This window comes from Terrirhizobium terrae, from assembly GCF_030323265.1.
Lineage (GTDB): Bacteria > Pseudomonadota > Alphaproteobacteria > Rhizobiales > Rhizobiaceae > Neorhizobium.
Window position 1 is genome coordinate 2,992,082 of the sequence record NZ_CP104992.1, and the last position, 19,032, is coordinate 3,011,113.

Genomic DNA, 19,032 nt, shown 5'->3' on the forward strand with positions numbered 1-19,032 from the left:
TCCGATTTTCTAATCCCGCATGATCGTCTGGCGCAGGAAGCTGTAGCCCATCGCGTGGCGTGCAGCCATTTCGGCGGTGTCGCCGGCGCCACCGTGGCCGCCTGTCCCATATTCGCGGAAATAGGGCGCATGGCCGGCATCGATCAGCCGCTTGGCGAAGCGGCGGGCATGCGAGGGATGCACGCGGTCGTCGTTTGTCGAGCTGTCGACATAGATGGGCGGGTAGGTGATCTCGCTGTCGGGTTTCACCTGATGAAGCGGCGAGTAGGTCAGCATGTAGTTGAGATCTTCGGTAAGGTCTGGATTGCCGTATTCATCCATCCAGGCCTTGCCGGCCGGGAAAAGATGGAAGCGCGACATGTCGATGACCGGCACGGATGTCCAGACCGCGCCGAAATCTTTCGGGTAACGCGTTGCCATGACCGCTGTCAGCAGCCCGCCATTGCTGCCGCCATTGCAGGCGATGCGCTCCGGCTTGGTGTAACCGCGCGCGACGAGATCGCGGGCGACCGCGACGAAATCCTCAAATGCCTTGTGGCGACCCTTGCCCTTGGCGGAGGTGTGCCAGTCGGGTCCGAGTTCGCCGCCGCCGCGGATATAGGCCTGGACGAAGCCGCCGCCCTGGCCGAGCCACAGGCCGTAGGCGCCGGAATAAACAGGCGACAGCGACACGCCGAAACCGCCATAGGCATACATCAGCACCGGCAACGCGCCTTTGGTCCAGGTCTTCGGCAGGACGATATGGTAGGGCACCTTCGTGCCGTCTTCCGACGTCGCCTCCAGCTGTTCCGAATGCATGCCCTCGGCATCGAAATAAGCCGGAGAGGTTCCGATCGGCACCAACTCGTGTGCGACATCATGCTTGGTCAGATCGAGCCGATAGGCGGTCGCGGGGAGTAGAAAGCCCTGACCGACAATGGTCAAAATTTCCTCACCGAGTGTCATATCCGCGTCGAACAAACGGAAGCTGACTGTCTGCAGCTCTTCGGGCAGAGGCATCTCCACCGGAGCCGGGTCCGGCTTGGTCAGGTCGACGAGGTAAAGCTTCGGCACCATCCGGTCGCTGATGATGAAGACGGCCCAACTTTTCATGAGCATGAACTGCGACACCGACTGGCCTGGCTTCGGCGAAAACAGCACGCGGGCATTGGTCAGCGGCTCTGCGCCGAAAGGATGGAAGTCCTGCAGGACCAGCGTTCCGACGGGATAACGCTCGTCGCTCTTGGCGCGCCAGATCGCATGGGTGTGATTGAGATCGTTGTCTGCTTCCGTCGGGATATTCAGACGCTTGAGACTGCCGTCAGCGCCTTTGAGATGCAGGCTGCTCTTGCCGATCTCGTGGCCGGCCGTGAAGATCTCGATCTTGGCCTCGTCCGGCTTGCCGCCCCAGAAGAGCGGATCGATGAAGCTCGCGGCGCCGTAGATGTCGCTCTTATCCGCTTCATAGAGGATCGGCGCGTCCTTCGGATCGACGCCGCGCTTGAGGATGCGCCCGACGCGCGGCCAGCCGGAACGGGTGGCCGAAAACTCGTCGACCGAACCGAAATAGGCGAGTTCATCAGGGCTGAGCCAGGCCGCATGGGCTCGCGCCGGCGGCGTGTCGAAACCGCCCTCGACGATTGTCTTCGTCTCGGTGTCGAATTCCAGCATCCGCAACTGGTCGGAGCCGCCATCGGAGAGGATCAGGATGACGCGGGTCGGCTCGTAAGGCGAGGTGGTGGCGCCGTTATAGATCCAGCGCTTGCCTTCCTGCCGACAGAATTCGTCGAAATCGAAGACCGTTTCCCAGGCCGCATCATGCCGAGGTGCCTGATCGGCAGGCAGCCGGCGCCAGAGGCCGAGCGGATTGTTCTGCGAGCGGTGAAAATCGAACAACCATTTGCCGCGGCGGGTCGGGATGATCAGCCGGTCCTCGCGCTCGATCATCGCCTTCAGCGCGTCGCGATCCTTCTCGAATTCCGGCGTCCTGAACTGGCGATCCGAGCGTTCGTTCTGCTCGGTCACGAAGGCGATCGTGTTCGGGTCTTCATCGGTTTCGAGAAACAGGTTCATCGCGGCCTCCTCATGCTTCGGCTGCCTCTACCTAGGCATGGGGGAGGGCAGTGGCAACCGGCGGGAGGAACTAGATGCATCGTCATCCTCGGGCTTGTCTCGAGCATCCGTCACTTCCCATTTGCTGCAACGTGGATAGATCCTCGGGACAGGCCCGAGGATGACGGAGGCGCTTGGAGCTAGCCCGCCATCGCCTCTTCGTATTCGGCCGACAGCATCAGCCATTCTTCTTCGGCGGCAGACAGCTTCGCGGCCGCCTCGCCGCGTTCCTTGGCTTTCTGAGCCGCCTTGGCTGGCGCCTTCTCGTAGAGAACCGGGTCTGCAAGTTCCTGATCAAGTCCCTGAATCAGCTTCTCAAGCTTGCCGGTCAAGGATCTCGATTTCGTTGATCTTTTTCTTCAGCGGTGCCAGCGACGCGCGCTTTTCGGCATTCGCCTTGCGCTGGTCGGCCTTGGAGGCGGTCTCATCGGCCGCCTGTGCCTTGTCGTCCTTCTTGCGGCCGGAGGCGATGATCAGGTCGCGGTATTCTTCCAGGTCGCCATCGAAGGGTTTGACCGTGCCTTCGTTGACCAGCCAAAGCCGGTCGACGGTCGCCTCGATCAGGTGTCGGTCGTGGGAGATCAGGATGACAGCGCCGTCATAGTCGTTCAGCGCTTCGATCAGCGCCCGGCGGCTGTCGATATCCAGATGGTTGGTCGGTTCGTCGAGGATGAGGAGGTTCGGTGCATGGAAGGCGGCAAGGCCCATCAGCAGGCGTGCCTTCTCGCCACCAGACAAGTCCTTGGCGGCGGTCGCCATCTTTTCGGTCGCCAGACCCATCTGCGCCACGCGAGCGCGCACCTTCGCTTCCGGTGCATCCGGCATGAGCCGGCGGACATGGTCAACGGGGGATTCTGTTCGGGATCAGGTCGTCCAGCTGGTGCTGAGCGAAGAAGCCGATGGACAGCGACGACGCGAGTTTCATCTCGCCGCCATCAAGCCCGAGCCGGCCGGAGATCAACTTGGCGAAGGTCGACTTGCCGTTGCCGTTGGAGCCGAGCAGGGCGATGCGGTCGTCATTGTCGATCCGCAGAGTTATGTTTTTGAGGATCGGCTGGCCGGGCGTATAGCCGACGCCGCCCTTGCTGATCGCCACGATCGGGGAGGCGGGTTGCTTTTCCGGGGTTGGGAAGGTGATCGGCTGGACGTAATCCTCGACCACGGCGGAGACGGTGCCCATGCGTTCCAGCGCCTTAATGCGGCTCTGCGCCTGGCGGGCCTTCGAGGCCTTGTAGCGGAAGCGGTCGATATAGCTTTGGATATGCTTGCGGGCGGCGTCGCTCTTGGCCTTCGCCTTCATCTGCAGCTCATCGGCCTCGGCCTTCTGCCGCTCGAACTGGTCGTAACCGCCGCGATAGAAGGTCAGCTTCTTCTGGTCGAGATGAACGATCGAATTGACCGCGTTGTTCAGCATGTCGCGGTCGTGGCTGATGACGATGACGGTATGCGGATAGCGCCGCACATAATCCTCCAGCCACATCGTGCCTTCGAGGTCGAGATAGTTGGTCGGTTCGTCGAGCAGCAGCAGGTCGGGTTCGGCGAAGAGAACCGCCGCGAGCGCCACGCGCATGCGCCAGCCGCCGGAAAAGGATGAGGCCGGGCGCAACTGCGCTTCGGCATTGAAGCCGAGGCCGGCGAGAATGCTGGCGGCACGCGCTTCGGCCGAATGGGCGTCGATATCGACCAGCCGCATCTGGATTTCGGCGATGCGGTTCGGATCGGTCGCAGTTTCGGCTTCGGCCAGAAGCGCGGTACGCTCCTTGTCGGCGGCCATGACGATGGTGATCAGACTATCTTCCGTGCCCGGCGCTTCCTGCGCAACCTGGCCGATCCGCGCGTTCTTTGGGATCGATACCGATCCGCTCTCGGCTGCGAGATCACCGGTGATCACCCGAAACAGCGTCGACTTGCCGGCACCGTTGCGGCCGACAAGGCCTGCCTTCGTGCCCGCGGGAAGCGTCACGCTGGCATGGTCGAGGAGGAGACGTCCGGCAATACGGGCGGAAAGGTCTGATATCGTGATCATGGCGGCGGTTTTGGCCGAAACGCAACGCCAAGGCAAGAGATCGCGTCTTCAGACAGACGCTAAAGACGCGCTTCTTTTGTTATGATTTCACCGGTTGGCCATGGATGGCGACGCGCATGCGCGGATTGGCCTTGGCAGTATCCGACGCGGCGACCGCCTGCAGCCGCAACTGCTGGGGTGAAAAGGCATCCGCCTTCATCGCCGCACCGATCATCAGGGCCACGCTGTTGGAGCCGTCCGAGGCGGCAAAAACGAGGTTGTCGGCTATGGCGCCCGCAAGCCGGTCGGCGATCGGCTTGATGCTCTCGCGGCTGACGTCGCGAAACAGGAAAGCGAATTCGCCCTTGCCGATGCGGGCGACGAAATCGTTCTTCTTGATCGTCTTGCGGAAGACGGCCGCGGCCTTCTTGACGATCCGTTGGGCAGTCGCTTCGCCAAATCTGTCGGCGAGCTCAGCAATATCGGCGACGGCCACGAGCAGCAGTGCCGTGTCGTGATGGCCTTCGGTCGAATAGAGTTCTTCGAGTTCCTCGACGAAGGCCGCATGGTTAGGTAGTCCCGTCATCCGATCGCGCAGCATGACCGCACGGGTGGCTGACGTGTCGCGTTCAGCCTCAAGAAGCTGGTTGGCACCGGTCAGTAGGGCTGCTTCCAGTTCGGTCTCGGCCACGACGGCATCGGAGAGTGAGACGCTGAGGTATTCGATCTCGGCGAGGATGTCGCGTGGCCCAGCGCCGTTGTCTTCCCGCAGGCTGCGCGAGATCGCCTGCAGCACCTTGCTAAAACCCTTCTTCTGTTCGGCCACCGTTGCCATCTTGTCGCGCAGGCCGGCCAGCAGGCGGATGTCATGATCCCGCGATTTCGGCAGGGCCGAGGCAACGAAGCTCGGCAATTGGTAACGGATGCCGATCTCGTCCAGCAGCCCCTGGCGCGGCGCAACGGACAGGGCTGCGACCTCGCGGGACAGAGACACGTCGACGCCGGCGAGCGCTTCGTAGAAAAGTTCGTAATTGCGTGGAAGGCCGGCAATATCGAGCCGGGCCATATGCTGGCTGACGGCCTGCAATGTCTTGTCCTGCTGCTTGCGTACTGGCGTCGTCATTCTCATCCCCTGCGTGTGGGTGTTTTCTGAGAGTGATCACCGCGCTACGTTAACATCTGCTGAAATGCAGCTGTTCGAAGCCAGCATACGGCCCGTTGTTGCTACTTAGGGTTAAGGGGCGGTTGACATCCAGCGCTTGCCCTCGTTGCGCAGGAAACTGATCATGTCCAGCACGACCGATGGTTTCCCGAGTGACGTGAGGATGGTGTGCACCTGCCCACGATGATGCGTCTGGTGGTTGAAGACATGCGCCAGCATGCCGGCAAGCGGTTCAGTGACTGGCGTCGGTACGGTAACCGGTGTGTAGCTCACGATCCTGTCGAAGGCCTGCGGCGTCAGTGATGCCGTCAGGTCGACGAAGCGTTGGTCCTCCGCGATGCGCGCCTTGCGCAGGTCCGCAAGCTTGTCGAACAGCACGACATTCAACTCCATCGGTGCCGTGCCGACACCGGTAATCCGCCTCAGCCAGATGCGATCTGCGACGAGAAGGTGGTTCAAGGTCCGGTGTGCCGAGCCGAAGAAGGCGCCGCGATCCTGCCTGTACTCATCTTCGGAAAGGTCTGCGCAGGCGTCGTATATGCGCAAATTGGCCCAGTTGTTGTAGGCGGCAAGCATCTGGAAATGGTGTTGCATCGGCTTCTCTCCCCGTCGTCCCCTTTGATGACCGTTTACAGCAAGCCGCAATATGCAGGTGTGATGCAATCCATGAAATCTTCTGACTGGATTGCTTTGGCATTCACGATCATCATCTCCGGCCGACTGGTTGATTTGGAGAGCCCCATGACCACCCGTATCCTCTATTCGCTCTGCGGAGCCGACGAGAGCCGGCCTTTCTCACCTCACTGCTGGAAAGTCGTGCTGGCATTGAAGCACAAGGGGCTGGATTTCGAGGAGCGGCCGACGCCCTTCACCCGGATCCCGCAGCTCGAAAACGGGTTTTCAAAGACGGTGCCGATCCTGCGGGACGGTAACGAACTGATCCGCGACAGTTTCGAAATCGCGCTCTATCTCGAGGAGCGTTACCCGAGCCGGCCGACGCTCTTCGGTGGCGAGGGTGGCAAGGCGCTGTCCCGCTTCGTCGAGCGCTTTTCTCAGAGTATCGTTCATCCAGCGATCACCGGTATCGCAGTGGCCGATATTCACGACATGCTGGACGAGACCGATCAGATCTATTTCCGGACATCCCGCGAGAAGTTTCTCGGCAAGACGCTTGAGGACATGCGTTCGGGACGGGATAGTGCCGTCTCCGCATTCGCTGCGAAGCTGGAGCCGGTCCGGCAGACCTTGGCACACCAGGATTTCCTTGGCGGCGACGGGCCGCTGTTTGCCGACTACATCCTGTTCGGCGCGCTGCAATGGATGAGGATCACCACAGGGGCGAAGGTCTTTGCTGCCGATGACCCGGTCGGCGTGTGGTTCGAACGCTGCCTCGACCTGCATGATGGCGTCGGTCGAAGTGTGACGGCGGCGTGAAATTGCCCAAACCCCTTGTTTCCGGCGAAAGGGGCGGGTAGATACCGCCCACTTTCCCAATGGAACAAGGAATTCAGACAATGGCGATTGAACGCACCTTCTCGATGATCAAGCCGGACGCCACCAAGCGCAACCTGACCGGTGCCATCACCAAGGTTTTCGAAGACAACGGCCTGCGCATCATCGCCTCCAAGCGCGTATGGATGTCCAAGCGCGAAGCCGAAGGCTTCTACGCCGTTCACAAGGAACGTCCTTTCTTCGGCGAACTGGTTGAAGGCATGACCTCCGGCCCGACCATCGTTCAGGTCCTGGAAGGCGAAAACGCCATCCTGAAGAACCGCGAAATCATGGGCGCCACCAACCCGGCAAACGCTGACGAAGGCACGATCCGCAAGCAGTTCGCCCTGTCGATCGGCGAAAACTCGGTTCACGGTTCGGACGCTCCGGAAACCGCCGTTCAGGAAATCGCCTACTGGTTCGCTGAAACCGAAATCGTCGGCTAATCGGCGACTGCCATTCCCTGAAATTTAAGAGGCCGGTGCGAAAGCGCCGGCCTTTTTCGTTGGGTCCGCAAGCGTACAAAGCGAGCTGTGCGCGTCAAATGGATGCAAAAAAATGATTGGGACTTGATGAAACGCGGTTGGGTAAGTTCATTGGTTGCTAATTGATTCCAAGGAGATATTCAAAATGTTGAGTGGCATGACCGAATTTGAGCGCAACGCCTTTCTGGAGCGGATCAGCGCCACGGTCATTGCCAATCAGGCTTTTTTGAAATGCTCCATCAGCGGGAGCCAGATCTCCACTGAGAACGTGATTTCCTATGTCGGCGACTTCGTCGACCCGGCCAACCCTCATCTGCAGGAACTGATCGAGAAGATCGGCAACGCCATCGACGAGGTTTTCGCGGCAGCACCTCAGCATTTGCAGGTCAAGGGCTAAGCTTCCGACAGGCGTTACGTCGGGCAGGGTTCAGCCTCGCCGTAATCCGCAGATCCTCCCGCGCCGAAGACCTGCGGATTGGCCTCGTAACCCGGTCCGATGACGAGCGGCCTTGTCGGCAGGACGCTCTGGTCGACATCGGAGGCGATGCTGGTCTGGATCTCCTGCAGGACTTCGCCCGACGCGTCGAGAATGCGGATCGTCACGGCATAAGGGTGATCCTTGCGCATTGCAGATGCGGGCTCTGGAGCGAGATCTTGTCATCCACCGCGAATATCTTTTCGCGCGCTGTCAGCGTCTCGCCTCCCTTCGGATTTTCGAACTCCGCCACCGCAACACTGTTTTCGGGGATCGGGGCGAGCTTGCGCAGGGTAATGAGATAATTGGCGGTGGCGACGCGATAGTTGAAGACGAACATCCGCCCGCTGAGCTCGACAAGATTTCCCTCCGTCTCTCGCTGGCAGCCGAGTAGCAGGATCGCGCTCAGACCGATGGCGAGGACGGGGCGGATCATCTTCGGGCCCGTTCCTTCTGCCGGTCGTGGAAGCGTCTTGCCTTTTCGCGATTGCCGCAGACGGCCATGTCGCACCACGCCCGGCTGCGGTTCTTGCTTCTGTCGAGGAACAGCCAGCCGCAATGGCCGCATATTTTCAGCCGCTCGACCGCGCCGGCATCGAGCAGGCGCAGCGCCGAGTGGGCTGTGGCTACCTCAAGCGAAGCGGCGCTTGAGCGCCGCAGCAGAGCGGCAATCGCCTCAAGCAGGTCCGCCAGGCTTCCATCTGGGGCCTTGCCGAGAACGCGTGCCCGGAAGTAACGATCGATCGCCTCTCGCAGGGCGAAGAAACGTGGCCGGTCCAGCGGCTCGACCGGCAACAGCTCGCCGAACAGCGCCCGTTCGGCCGAGAAAGTCGCCGCTGCGGCAGGAAAGCTTCTCAGATGTTCAGGGTCGGCAAAGCGGTCCACGCTACGCACAGGATCAAAGCGCAGGATCACGCTATTGGCGACATCAAGCGCCAGCGCGCCACCGGCGAAACGATGCTGTGTCCAGGTGAAACTCATAAAACCAATATAACTGGTAAAATGCGTTTAGCCAGTTATATTGATGATGCCTGGAGGATGCATGGCCTATCTGCTGCAGCAACTGGCAAACGCCATGCCGATCGCGTCGCTCTATGCCGCGCTTGCCTTCGGTTATGCGATTGCTTTTGCCGTGACACGCCGGGCCGATATTGCCTATGGCGCAATCTTCGCCTTTGCCGGGCATCTGCATCTTCTCGGCGCCCATTTTGGCTGGGAGCGCCTGTGGCTGGTTCTTTCGGCGGCCATTTTGCTCGGAGCGATTCTTGCGCTGGGTGGCGGCCTCGCTACCGGTGCCATTGTCGGCCGTTGCATCTTGCTGCCGCTTGTCCGAGTGTCTCCCAATGCGCTGATCGTTGCGTCGCTCGGTGTTTTGCTGGTGCTCATGGAAGGTGCAAGGCTGGCGGCCGGCAGCCGCGAGCTCTGGCTGTCGCCCTTTCTCAATCAACCCGTCTCGTTATCCGTCGGGCAAGGCGTGGCGGTGACGTTGACGGTGATCCAGCTCGCCAATATGGCGATCATGCTGAGCGCAGTCGCGTTCGGGCATCTCATCCTGTCGCGGCATCGCGCCGGTCGCATCTGGCGGGCGGTCGCGGACGATCCCTCTGCGGCCGAATTGCTCGGCGTAGACGCCCGCCGCGTCTTCATCCTCGCCTATATGGCGGCCGCCTTCTATGCGTCACTCTCAGGAGTGCTCGCGACATCCTATTACGGCACGATGGATTTTGGCGCCGGGCTGCTGTTCGGGTTGAAAGTGGTGCTGATTGCAGCCGCAGGCGGTCACTCGCATCCACTGCGTTCGGCGCTTGGCGCGGCCGCGGTGGGTTGTGCCGAAACTCTATGGAGCGGCTATGGGCCGATACTCTGGCGCGATTTTGCTTTCGTCTCGGCATTGGTCACGGTGCTGGTTCTCAGTCGGCGGGAGAGGGCTATACCGTAGGCCGGCTCAAGTCCACTTGTCGCGGGCAGTGTCGTCTGTGCCCTTGGCTTCCACCCAGTCTCCGACCGTGCCGTCAGCCGCATGTTCCTTCTTCCAGAACGGGGCCGAGGTTTTCAGGAAATCCATGATGAAGTTGGCGCCGTCGAAGGCGGCCTGCCGGTGCGGGGCGGTGGCGATGACCAGCACGATGTTTTGGCCCGGCTCGATCTTGCCGTAGCGATGGATCGCGGTGGCGCCCAAAGAGAGAAGCGTTCGATGGCGAGATCGGTAATGCGGCGCATCTCCGTCTCGGCCATGCCCGGATAATGCTCCAGTTCAAGTGCCGAGAGCTTGCCCTGCTCGCCACGGCAGAGGCCGATGAAGGACACGATCGCGCCGATATCGGTGCGACCGGCAGTTAGGGCGTCGAGTTCGGCCTGCAGGTCGAAGTCCTGTGCTTGGACGCGGATGATGGGCGTGGTCATAGTCTTCTCCGAGGCTTTGGCCTGAACTTGCCTCACCGTATCCCGGCCCTTCGCTCTGGCTCAGGGCGTTCGTCACTGAAATCGATTCACCGGATCGATTTCTCCGGCTCCGCCGGACCGTTCCTCACCCACCCGTCATCGGCGGGAAGATGCCGATTTCGCGGGCGCCGGCGATCTTTTCGGAATGCTCGACATGCTCCTGGTTGATCGCCACGCGGATCACGTCGGGATATTGAAGCGCGTTCTCGTATTCCTCGCCCAAGCTTTTGAGGTGATTCAGCAAATCACGAGCAGTGATGACGTCCTCAGGAAGCTCGATCTCTTCCTCCGACTTGCCGATGCGTTCGCGCACCCAGGCAAAATAGACGAGATTGGTCTTCATTCCGCGTCCACCAGATGCTTCACCCCGGCGCGGAAATAGTCGTAGCCGGTATAGAAAGTCAGGATTGCCGCGACCCAGAGAAGCGCGATCCCCATTTCGGTGATATAGGGGATAATCTTGTCGCCCGCGGGGCCGGCCAGAAGAAAGGCGATCGACACCATCTGGATGGTCGTTTTCCACTTGGCAACGCGCGTCACCGGCACCGAAACCTTCAGTGCTGCCAGATATTCGCGCAGGCCCGAGACGAGGATCTCACGGCAAAGAATGGTGATCGCGGCCCAGAGCGACCATCCGGCAATCGTGCCGTCGGCCGCCATCAGCAGCAGTACGGAGGCGACCAGCAGCTTGTCGGCGATCGGATCGAGCATCCGGCCGATATTGGATGTCTGGTTCCAGATGCGTGCCAGATAGCCATCGAGATAGTCGGTGATCGAAGCGGCGACGAACAGCCAGAACGCTGTCCAGCGTGCCGTATCGGAGCTTTCAAGCTTCCCTCGACGAAGAAGCAGAGCACGATGACCGGCACGGCAACGATGCGCGCATAGGTCAGAAGATTCGGGATATTGTATGCGCGGGAAGCCATGTCGGACCTGTGCTAACGGTTTGCCCCTAGTTGATGTTTCCGAGCCGAAGCGTCAACAGGGTTTCGCGGCTTTTTTACAGACGATTGCGTCAGTTGATGCGGGGTAGTGGCTCAATTCGCGCGTGTCTCGTGGAAATGATTGTAAACCTGCTTGGCTACGGCCTCGGAAATGCCTTCTACGGCCATAAGATCATTGAGGCCTGCACGGGAGACAGCCTTGGCGGTGCCGAAATGCTGCAAGAGCTTGCGCTTGCGACCCGGACCGATGCCTGAGATCTCGTCGAGCGGGTTCTTGATCATCTCCTTCTTGCGCCGTGCCCGATGCGAACCGATGGCGAACCGGTGCGCCTCGTCACGCATGCGCTGGATGAAATAGAGAACCGGATCGCGCGGCGGAAGCGAGAAATCGCTCTTTCCGTCGGCGAAGAAACGCTCGCGGCCGGCATCGCGATCGACGCCCTTGGCGACGCCGATGGCTGTCACCACATCGCGGATACCGAGTTCGTCGAGAATAGCGCGAACGGCCGTCATCTGCCCCTGGCCGCCGTCGATCAGGATCACATCCGGCCATGCGGGGAAAGCGGCATCATTGATGTCGTCACTTGCCGCCTCGGTGTCTGCGTCTGTCGCCGCTGCCGAGATGCTGCGGTTCGGAATGCCTTCTTCCTTGATCAGCCGCGAAAACCGCCGGGTCATCACTTCCTTCATCATGCCGAAGTCGTCGCCCGGGGTGATGTCGGTCGATTTGATGTTGAACTTGCGATACTGGCCCTTCACGAAACCTTCGGGCCCGGCGACGACCATGCCGCCGACCGCGTTCGTGCCCATGATATGCGAGTTATCGTAGATCTCGATCCGGCGCGGCAGATAGGGGAGGGCGAAGGTTTCCGCCAAGCCCTTGAGCAGTCGCGCCTGGGAGGATGTTTCCGCAAGTTTGCGGCCATGTGCCTCACGGGCATTGGCGAGCACATGATCGACGAGATCGCGTTTTTCGCCGCGCTGGGGCACGGAGATGGTAACCTTGTGGCCGGCTTTTTCCGACAGAGCGAGCGACAAAAGTTCCTGCTCCTCGACAGTCTCCGACAACAGGATCTGTTTCGGCACCGGCTTGTCGTCATAGAATTGCGCGAGAAACGCGTCGAGGATTTCGGCGCCGGACATCTGCGGGTCGGCCTTGGGGAAATAGGCGCGGTTGCCCCAGTTCTGGCCGGTGCGGAAGAAGAAAACCTGGATGCAGGACAGCCCACCTTCATGATGGATGGCGAAGACATCCGCCTCCTCGACGCCGGCCGGGTTGATGCCCTGGTGGCTCTGTACATGCGAAAGGGCTGCCAGACGATCGCGATAGATCGCGGCCCGTTCGAAATCGAGGTCCTCCGACGCTTCCTGCATCTGGCCGGCGATGGCCGACTTCACCTTCTGGCTCTTGCCGGAGAAAGTCTTTCGCCTCCTGCACCAGCTCCGCGTAGCCGGCATCGCTGATCTCATGGGTGCAGGGGCCGGAACAGCGCTTGATCTGATAAAGGAGACAGGGGCGGGTGCGCGTCTCGAACACGCTGTCGGTGCAGGTACGCAGCAGGAAGGCGCGCTGCAGCGAGTTGATCGTGCGGCCGACCGCCGCCGCCGACGCGAACGGGCCGAAATAATCGCCCTTGCGGGCACGCGCGCCGCGATGTTTGAAGATGGCCGGTGCCCGGTGATCGCCGGTGATCATGATATAGGGAAACGATTTGTCGTCGCGCAGAAGCACGTTGAAGCGCGGACGCAGCCGCTTGATCAGGTTCGCTTCGAGCAGCAGCGCCTCGGTTTCCGTCCGCGTCGTGACGAATTCCATATGAGTCGTCTCGCGCACCATGCGGGTGAGGCGGTTCGAATGCAGCCGCCCCTGCGCATAATTGCCGACGCGTTTCTTCAGGCTGCGCGCCTTGCCGACATACATGACGTCGCCGGCCTCGTTGAACATGCGATAGACCCCCGGCGCATTCGGCAGGTGCTTCACGAATTCGGCGATCAGGTCGGCGCCCTTGAGGCCGCTCTCGTTCTTCAGCGCCTCGTTCCAGTCGATCGACGCGGTGATGACATCGGCGGCCGTCTCCGGCGCCAGGACGTCATCCTCGTCGTCTTCCGTCTCGTCATAGAGAACGCCGCCGTCGGGCAGCTTCCTGTCGTTCATTCCATATCTCCGCCGCAGCGCATGGGCGCCGTGGTCTGTATTTTCGGGTCACATCGCGCGCAGTGCAGTCGCCGGCAGCACCGATCTAGCCGTCTACGAGATCGAAGCCGATCGCCTGTTGTCACAGATAGTGTTCGGCCGGTCGATTTGGAAGCATGCCTTATTTCGCGTGGTCACCCGGCCACGATGGGAAAATGCGGCAGCATTCGGATGATCACCGCCCCGTGAACCGTAAAACGGGTGTTTTAATACCTGTTTTGACTGCGGCTAAGCGAGTGCAGGTCCTATATCGCTTTGCTCTAAACTTGCACAATAAATGGAATTAGGGAGATGTGCAGGAGTCGTTGAAAGGTCGATCGTGATATTGACTTGGTTATTCTGGATTGGTAAGAAATAAGTAAGAAATGTAAAAACGTTAATGACTGAATTATTATTTTGTTAGTGTTAACGAAATACATGTTGCGGCAAAGCAACATCGAATTTTAGCCATTGGCACGCCACAATCAATTCACATTTCGGCTCTTTCAATTCCTCATTTGCCATCCAAATTCTCCTCAGCCAGCAGGGAACAAAGCTGTCACCAACGATGTTGATGTGACGCCTCCCGGCAGCAGTAAAAGGAGAAAAATGTATGCGTATCCTCGTCGCAACTCTGATGGCCTCGGCTGCCACCTTCACGGCCTTTTCCGCGGCGAACGCCGCTGACGCCGTAGAGCAGATCCCGCAGGCTCCGGTCGCGGTCGAAGAACCGGCTCCGGAAGTCGGCAATTGGCAGGGCTATTATCTCGGTGCCTATGGCGCCTATGACTGGGGTCGCTTCGGCGGCGGTGACCATGACGGCGACAAGGCCGGCGGTGGCGCTTACACCGGTTACAACTGGCAGAGCGGCAAGATGGTCTACGGTATCGAAGCCGACGTCGGTTACAACGGCGAAAAGGACTCGACCGGTCCGGATCTCGAAGGCAAGGCCGGCTGGAACGGCTCTGTCCGCGGCCGCGTCGGTTACGACCTCAACCCCTTCCTGATCTATGGTACGGCTGGTGTCGCACTGCAGGACAATGAGCTGAAGGATGCTACGTCCTCCGACAGCAACACGGCCGTCGGCTACACGGTCGGTGCCGGTGCGGAAGCCTTCGTCACCAACAACGTCACGGCTCGTATCGAATACCGCTACACCGACTTTGGTGCAGACGACTACAACCTCGACTCTGGCTCCTTCTCGAAGGGCTATGACGACCACAGTGTCAAGGTTGGTATCGGCGTCAAGTTCTAATTTATAGCCTTAACAGGCTGGGGAAGCCCGCGGCGTCAGCGTCGCGGGCTTTTTTGTATATGGCGTTCAATCCATCTGGATGTTGGCGCTTTTCACCACCGGCGCCCATTTGGCGAGTTCGGCGGTGACATGCTTGCCGAGGTCTTCCGGCGTCGATCCGACGATCGTGGCGCTGAAATCCTTCATCCGCGCGATAACGGCCGGGTCCTTCAACGCCGTGTTGGCCGCTTCGTTCAGCTTGGCGACCACTTCCGGCGGCGTGCCGGCCGGCGCAAACAGCGCGTTCCAGGTATAGGTCTCATAGCCCGGCACGGTCTCGGCGACCGTCGGCACGTCCGGGAAGGACGGCGCGCGTTCCTTCGTCGTCACGCCGAGCGCCTTCAACGTCCCGGCCTTAATATGGCTGGACGAGGAGGAGGTTGTCGAACATGATCGAGATCTGGTTGCCGATCAGGTCGTTGAGAGCGGGGCCGGCGCCCTTGTAGGGAACATGCTGCATCTTGACGCCGGCCATGCTGTTGAAAAGCTCGCCCGACAGATGCAGCGGCGTGCCGTTGCCCGAGGACGCGTAAGAATATTTGTCCGGCTCCTTCTTCAGAAGGTCGATCAGCTCCTGGACGGTATTTACCCCGAGCTTAGGGTTCACGACCAGCACGTTGGGGACGACGACGAGCAGCGAGACCGGCGCGAAATCTTTTTCCGGGTCATAGGGCTTCTGCTTGAGGATCAGCGGGTTGAGCGCGTGGGTCGCGACCGTCCCCATCAGGATCGTATAACCGTCCGGTTCGGCGCGGGCGACGCGGTCGGCGCCGAGATTACCGCCGGCACCGGCGACGTTTTCGACCACGACCTGCTGACCGAGAATGTCGCCCATCTTCTGCGCAATGACGCGGCCAACCACGTCGGTCGAACCACCGGCCGCAAACGGCACGACCAGCGTGATCGTCTGCTCGGGAAAGTCCTGGGCTGAAGCGGGTTGGCCAAGGGTGGCAAGCGATAGTGCCGAGCCGGCAAGTATAAGCGCGGCACGCCGCGTCAACGCAGTAAACGTCATCTGATTTCCTCCATCACGGCCTCCCGCCGCTCGTCTCATAGTAGCGGAGGAATGGTCGAGAGCAAGCGATTGAGCCGCTTGCCGGGGTGGGAGGAAAGTCTAAGTATCCTGCAGGTTGTGGCGCCCGCGGCCGATGCGTTCAACGGCCGCGGGTCGACTGGATCAGGCCGCTGCCTTCATTTCAGCATAGTGAGAAAAACGCTTGCCGAACGTGTCAGGCCAGGAGGCGAGTTCCGGACGACCTTCGGCCCACTGGCCGTTGAAGCGCAGGTCGAGATAGCTGATCATCGCGGCCAGAGCGAAGTGGCCGCCATGCAACTTTTTGCCGGTCTTCGGCAGGTTCTTTTCAAGATAGTCCAGCGACTTGACGACCTTCGCCCACTGCTTGTCGATCCACGGCTGGTGGACCTTGGCTTCGTCGCGCGAACGGCGCTCGTAGACGATCGTCAGAAGGCAATCCATCACGCCGTCGCACAGCGCTTCCAGCACTTCCGCCTCGGTGCGCTTCTCATCTTTCTTCGGATAGAGCTTGCCGCCCGACTTGCGGTCGAGGAAATGCATGATCGCGACGCTGTCATAGATCGGCGCCTCGCCGTCGCAGATCAGGACGGGGATCTTGCCGAGCGGGTTGTTGTCGACGAGTTCGGCCGGTGCCGCATTGGTATCGGTCTTTACCTCGGCGACCTCGATGCCGAGATGGCGGGCCGCCATGCGGACCTTCGCCGAATAGGGCGAGGCGGGGGAGTAGAGAACTTTCATGTCACGTCCTTCCTGTAATTGTTAGCGCGCGGGAGGCAGCGTCACGCGGCTGGTGCTGCAGCTGTCGCGGTTTACCTCGTCGCATTCGCGGAACTTTAGATCCTTGGTGTAGCAGATGCGGACCTCCTGGAACTGCCGCCCGCGGCAGCTTGTGGAAATTCCGTTGCGGCTCATGCCGGGGTTGGCGGCGAGAATTTCTCTTCCACCTCGTCGGGCGAAAGCGTCAGCTCGCGACGACCCTCGGCGAATTCGACGGGTATCTTGAGGCTGTCATAGGCGGCTCGCGTTTTGGCGAAATAGTCCCGCTGGTGAAGGCCGCTGCAGCTGCCGTGCTTCTTCCATTGGTGGCCGATAAGGCCCATCGACGGCATGATGTCGAACATCGGCTCGCCGAGCGCACGCGGCACCCGTTCCGGCTCCGAGACCGGGCAGAAATCCGGATAGCCCTTTTCGTATTGGGGCCAGAGGCCATGCACGATGAAGCGAAAGCTCTTGTCCAGTCCGCATTGCTGATCGTTGCGGCCGCCCTTTTGGGTGGAGCAGAAGCTCGGTGACCAGGAGAGCGACAGGACGTAGAAATCAAACTGCCCGGCCTGATCCCGGTCGCGCTGCTGCGCTTCCGCGGGCAAAGCGCCAAGGAGCGCGAGTGAGGTCATAGCGGCGGCAAAGAAAAGTTTGCGGGCGGAGGAAAGCGTCTTCGTCATGATCACGAATCCCGATGATTGGAACACGAAAGCGTTCGAAATGTTGAGGAGTTAATGATTTGGGGAATAGCATGGAATCTCGCTGATCACTGCATGCAGGGATCGGGATGAGGAGCGAAGAACAAAGCGGTTGCATGACATTCAAGAAGTACCTGTGGCCCGTGGTAGGCGGCCTGACGATAGCGCTTTCAGCATGGCTTCTCTACAAGGAATTGCGTGGCCTGTCTCTCGACGATCTCTGGGACAGCCTGCAAGCCATATCGCCGGCGCACTGGTTGATGGCCGGAGCGTCGAGCCTGCTCGCCTATGCTGCGCTGGCAGGTTACGACCGGATCGCGCTCATGCATCTCGGTCGCAAGGTTGAATGGTTCTTCATCACCGTCTGCTCCTTTACCACCTACGCGCTGTCGCATAATGTCGGCGCGTCGGTCGTCTCGGGTGCCGTGGTCCGCTATCGCGCCTATTCCACCAAGGGCCTGACGCCGGCCGAGATCGGTGTGCTGATCGCGATCTGCTCCTTCACATTCATTCTCGGCACGCTGCTACTCGCTGGCCTCGTGCTTGTTTACGAGCCGGAACTGCTCGAAAGGTTTGGCGATCTGATACCTGTCGAGGCGTCCGCGGCGACGGGGTATATTATCCTTGCTCTGGTGGGGCTTTATGTCGTGGCGAGCTTTATGAAGCTCCGGCCGTTGAAGATTGGTTCGTTCAATCTTGTCTATCCGGCGCCTCGGGTCGTGCTGCCACAGCTCATCATCGCCCCGATCGAGTTGATCGGCGCGGCCGGCATCATCTATTTCGCGCTTCCGGAAGCCGGAAACCCGGGCTTCATGGTGGTGCTGGGGATATTCCTGATCTCGTTCTCGGCGGCGCTGCTGTCGCATGCGCCCGGCGGGCTCGGCGTGCTGGAACTCGTCTTCGTCATGGGCCTGCCGGATATGAACCAGGCGGACGTCATCGCCGCGCTGCTGGTTTTCCGGCTCTTCTACCTGCTCATCCCGTTCGCCATGGCCCTGGTGGTAATCCTGCTCTTCGAACGGTCGCAGTTCCGGCGGGAAAACCCGCCGGACATGCAGAGAGGTCGCGAGGGCGGTACCTGATACGCTTTATTCGCCGCGGAGCCAGAAGGCGCGCTGCGAGGCGAAGCGATCCTGTGCCAGAACCATCTTCAGGACCGGCAGCAGCGCATGCAGTTCGTCCTTCAACGTGAAGGGCGGATTGACGATGATCAGGCCCGTGCCACTGAGGCCCGTCGTATCGCGATCGCTCTTCACCGAAAGCTCGGTACACAGCATTTTCGGGATTTCCAGAGCCTGAAGCTGCTCGTGAAAGGCCTTGATCGGCGCGCCCTTCTTGATCGGATACCAGAGGCAGAACGTACCGCCGGAAAAGCGGCGCCATGCATTTGCGAGGCCCTTCACCAAGCGATCGTATTCGCCGTCTTCCTCAAAGGGCGGGTCGACCAACACGATGCCACGCTTTTCCTTCGGAGGCAGGTGCGCGCCGAGCGCCAGCCAGCCGTCCAGCTCGGTGACGCGGACCTGGAAGTCGCCCTCGAAGAGGTTATGCAGCCGGTTGAAGTCTTCCGGGTGCAGTTCCATCGCCGAAAGCCGATCCTGCGGGCGGAACAGCATGCGGGCGAGCTTCGGAGAGCCGGGATAGAGTTTGATGCCGCCCTTGGGGTTCAATTCCCTGATCGCCGTCAGATAGGGCTCGAGGATGTCCGCAACGTCTGCAGGCAGTTCCGCGTCCATCAGGCGGCCGATGCCGTCGACCCATTCACCGGTCTTCTGCGCTTCTTCGGATGACAGATCATAAAGCCCGATGCCGGCATGGGTGTCGAGCACGCGAAACGCCTTGTCCTTGTTCTGCGCATAGCGGACGAGCCGCGCCAGAACGGCGTGTTTCAGGACATCGGCAAAATTGCCCGCGTGGTAGATATGCCGGTAGTTCATCGCTGCTTCTGTCTTGCTTGAATAAAATTGATGCGCC

At 60.5% G+C, this 19,032-nt stretch carries 16 protein-coding genes and 5 pseudogenes; 6 read left to right on the forward strand and 15 right to left on the reverse strand.

The window, feature by feature from the left end; genetic code table 11:
* Positions 1–9 precede the first annotated feature (9 nt).
* The 4 genes and pseudogenes from N7E02_RS22590 to N7E02_RS22605 form a co-directional block, all read right to left on the reverse strand.
* On the reverse strand, positions 10–2,052 hold the full coding sequence (locus N7E02_RS22590; RefSeq protein ID WP_286579836.1) for a prolyl oligopeptidase family serine peptidase: 2,043 nt from the start codon (positions 2,050–2,052) through the stop codon (positions 10–12).
* Positions 2,053–2,231: 179 nt separating this feature from the next.
* Positions 2,232–4,117: pseudogene (locus N7E02_RS22595) on the reverse strand (ABC-F family ATP-binding cassette domain-containing protein).
* Positions 4,118–4,196: 79 nt separating this feature from the next.
* The gene (locus N7E02_RS22600; RefSeq protein WP_286579837.1) at positions 4,197–5,219 is read right to left on the reverse strand and encodes a GGDEF domain-containing protein; all 1,023 of its coding nucleotides are present in this window, start codon (positions 5,217–5,219) and stop codon (positions 4,197–4,199) included.
* A 111-nt stretch (positions 5,220–5,330) separates the two neighbouring features.
* Entirely contained in the window at positions 5,331–5,852 is a 522-nt protein-coding gene (locus tag N7E02_RS22605; RefSeq protein ID WP_286579838.1) for a DinB family protein, read from the reverse strand.
* Positions 5,853–5,999: 147 nt separating this feature from the next.
* Between N7E02_RS22605 and N7E02_RS22610 the strand changes: the two genes are divergently transcribed.
* The 3 genes from N7E02_RS22610 to N7E02_RS22620 all read left to right on the forward strand — a co-directional run bounded on the left by N7E02_RS22610 (position 6,000) and on the right by N7E02_RS22620 (position 7,631).
* The gene (locus N7E02_RS22610) at positions 6,000–6,692 is read left to right on the forward strand and encodes a glutathione S-transferase family protein (RefSeq protein WP_286579839.1); all 693 of its coding nucleotides are present in this window, start codon (positions 6,000–6,002) and stop codon (positions 6,690–6,692) included.
* 80 nt (positions 6,693–6,772) lie between these two features.
* On the forward strand, positions 6,773–7,195 hold the full coding sequence (gene ndk / locus N7E02_RS22615; protein ID WP_018898730.1) for a nucleoside-diphosphate kinase: 423 nt from the start codon (positions 6,773–6,775) through the stop codon (positions 7,193–7,195).
* Positions 7,196–7,379: 184 nt separating this feature from the next.
* Positions 7,380–7,631, forward strand: a complete 252-nt coding sequence (locus N7E02_RS22620; RefSeq protein ID WP_286579841.1) for a hypothetical protein — start codon at positions 7,380–7,382, stop codon at positions 7,629–7,631.
* Between the two features lie 14 nt (positions 7,632–7,645).
* Here the strand turns inward: N7E02_RS22620 and N7E02_RS22625 are convergent.
* Positions 7,646–8,145, reverse strand: a pseudogene (locus N7E02_RS22625) (hypothetical protein).
* Positions 8,142–8,690: a CGNR zinc finger domain-containing protein gene (locus tag N7E02_RS22630; RefSeq protein WP_286579842.1), complete on the reverse strand. Its 549-nt coding sequence runs from the start codon at positions 8,688–8,690 to the stop codon at positions 8,142–8,144. The pseudogene N7E02_RS22625 and the gene N7E02_RS22630 overlap by 4 nt, the downstream one beginning before the upstream one ends.
* Positions 8,691–8,751: 61 nt before the next feature.
* On the opposite strand from N7E02_RS22630, the gene N7E02_RS22635 reads away from it, so the two are divergent.
* On the forward strand, positions 8,752–9,648 hold the full coding sequence (locus tag N7E02_RS22635) for a branched-chain amino acid ABC transporter permease (protein ID WP_286579843.1): 897 nt from the start codon (positions 8,752–8,754) through the stop codon (positions 9,646–9,648).
* A gap of 6 nt (positions 9,649–9,654) precedes the next feature.
* Here the strand turns inward: N7E02_RS22635 and N7E02_RS30325 are convergent, their stop codons facing one another.
* The 5 genes and pseudogenes from N7E02_RS30325 to uvrC form a co-directional block, all read right to left on the reverse strand.
* Positions 9,655–9,834, reverse strand: coding sequence for a molybdenum cofactor biosynthesis protein MoaE (locus N7E02_RS30325; RefSeq protein WP_510185302.1), 180 nt, complete (start codon positions 9,832–9,834; stop codon positions 9,655–9,657).
* Positions 9,762–10,112, reverse strand: coding sequence for a molybdenum cofactor biosynthesis protein MoaE (locus N7E02_RS22640; RefSeq protein WP_510185317.1), 351 nt, complete (start codon positions 10,110–10,112; stop codon positions 9,762–9,764). The genes N7E02_RS30325 and N7E02_RS22640 overlap by 73 nt, the downstream gene beginning before the upstream one ends.
* A 124-nt stretch (positions 10,113–10,236) precedes the next feature.
* Positions 10,237–10,494, reverse strand: coding sequence for a molybdopterin converting factor subunit 1 (moaD, locus tag N7E02_RS22645; RefSeq protein WP_286579844.1), 258 nt, complete (start codon positions 10,492–10,494; stop codon positions 10,237–10,239).
* Positions 10,491–11,077: pseudogene (pgsA, locus tag N7E02_RS22650) on the reverse strand (CDP-diacylglycerol--glycerol-3-phosphate 3-phosphatidyltransferase). The gene moaD and the pseudogene pgsA overlap by 4 nt, the downstream one beginning before the upstream one ends.
* 111 nt (positions 11,078–11,188) lie before the next feature.
* A pseudogene (gene uvrC / locus N7E02_RS29905) lies at positions 11,189–13,250 on the reverse strand (excinuclease ABC subunit UvrC).
* Between the two features lie 631 nt (positions 13,251–13,881).
* Between uvrC and N7E02_RS22665 the strand changes: the two are divergent.
* Positions 13,882–14,523 (forward strand): outer membrane protein, encoded by a 642-nt coding sequence (locus tag N7E02_RS22665; protein ID WP_286579846.1) that lies wholly within the window; start codon positions 13,882–13,884, stop codon positions 14,521–14,523.
* Positions 14,524–14,589: 66 nt separating this feature from the next.
* On the opposite strand, the pseudogene N7E02_RS22670 reads toward N7E02_RS22665, so the two are convergent.
* From N7E02_RS22670 to N7E02_RS22680, 3 genes and pseudogenes are all read right to left on the reverse strand, one after another.
* Positions 14,590–15,616 (reverse strand): annotated as a pseudogene (locus tag N7E02_RS22670) (Bug family tripartite tricarboxylate transporter substrate binding protein).
* A gap of 123 nt (positions 15,617–15,739) precedes the next feature.
* A complete protein-coding gene (locus N7E02_RS22675) occupies positions 15,740–16,336 on the reverse strand; it encodes a glutathione S-transferase family protein (protein ID WP_286579848.1) in 597 nt (198 codons plus the stop codon).
* A gap of 170 nt (positions 16,337–16,506) precedes the next feature.
* Entirely contained in the window at positions 16,507–17,040 is a 534-nt protein-coding gene (locus N7E02_RS22680; RefSeq protein ID WP_374730656.1) for a ribonuclease T2 family protein, read from the reverse strand.
* Positions 17,041–17,174: 134 nt separating this feature from the next.
* Here N7E02_RS22680 and N7E02_RS22685 point away from each other — a divergent pair, with 134 nt between their 5' ends.
* Positions 17,175–18,140 carry a lysylphosphatidylglycerol synthase domain-containing protein gene (locus tag N7E02_RS22685; protein WP_286579849.1) on the forward strand — a complete coding sequence of 322 codons (966 nt, stop codon included), beginning with the start codon at positions 17,175–17,177 and terminating at the stop codon, positions 18,138–18,140.
* 6 nt (positions 18,141–18,146) lie between these two features.
* Here N7E02_RS22685 and N7E02_RS22690 read toward each other — a convergent pair whose 3' ends face one another.
* The gene (locus N7E02_RS22690; protein WP_286579850.1) at positions 18,147–18,995 is read right to left on the reverse strand and encodes a 23S rRNA (adenine(2030)-N(6))-methyltransferase RlmJ; all 849 of its coding nucleotides are present in this window, start codon (positions 18,993–18,995) and stop codon (positions 18,147–18,149) included.
* Positions 18,996–19,032 lie beyond the last annotated feature (37 nt).

Coding starts and splice junctions, on each gene's coding strand:
- N7E02_RS22590 (WP_286579836.1), bottom strand. CDS start 2,052: ATGAACCTGTTTCTCGAAACCGATGAAGACCCGAACACGATCGCCTTC.
- N7E02_RS22600 (WP_286579837.1), bottom strand. CDS start 5,219: ATGACGACGCCAGTACGCAAGCAGCAGGACAAGACATTGCAGGCCGTC.
- N7E02_RS22605 (WP_286579838.1), bottom strand. CDS start 5,852: ATGCAACACCATTTCCAGATGCTTGCCGCCTACAACAACTGGGCCAAT.
- N7E02_RS22610 (WP_286579839.1), top strand. CDS start 6,000: ATGACCACCCGTATCCTCTATTCGCTCTGCGGAGCCGACGAGAGCCGG.
- ndk (WP_018898730.1), top strand. CDS start 6,773: ATGGCGATTGAACGCACCTTCTCGATGATCAAGCCGGACGCCACCAAG.
- N7E02_RS22620 (WP_286579841.1), top strand. CDS start 7,380: ATGTTGAGTGGCATGACCGAATTTGAGCGCAACGCCTTTCTGGAGCGG.
- N7E02_RS22630 (WP_286579842.1), bottom strand. CDS start 8,690: ATGAGTTTCACCTGGACACAGCATCGTTTCGCCGGTGGCGCGCTGGCG.
- N7E02_RS22635 (WP_286579843.1), top strand. CDS start 8,752: ATGGCCTATCTGCTGCAGCAACTGGCAAACGCCATGCCGATCGCGTCG.
- N7E02_RS22640 (WP_510185317.1), bottom strand. CDS start 10,112: ATGACCACGCCCATCATCCGCGTCCAAGCACAGGACTTCGACCTGCAG.
- moaD (WP_286579844.1), bottom strand. CDS start 10,494: ATGAAGACCAATCTCGTCTATTTTGCCTGGGTGCGCGAACGCATCGGC.
- N7E02_RS22665 (WP_286579846.1), top strand. CDS start 13,882: ATGCGTATCCTCGTCGCAACTCTGATGGCCTCGGCTGCCACCTTCACG.
- N7E02_RS22675 (WP_286579848.1), bottom strand. CDS start 16,336: ATGAAAGTTCTCTACTCCCCCGCCTCGCCCTATTCGGCGAAGGTCCGC.
- N7E02_RS22680 (WP_374730656.1), bottom strand. CDS start 17,040: ATGACGAAGACGCTTTCCTCCGCCCGCAAACTTTTCTTTGCCGCCGCT.
- N7E02_RS22685 (WP_286579849.1), top strand. CDS start 17,175: ATGACATTCAAGAAGTACCTGTGGCCCGTGGTAGGCGGCCTGACGATA.
- N7E02_RS22690 (WP_286579850.1), bottom strand. CDS start 18,995: ATGAACTACCGGCATATCTACCACGCGGGCAATTTTGCCGATGTCCTG.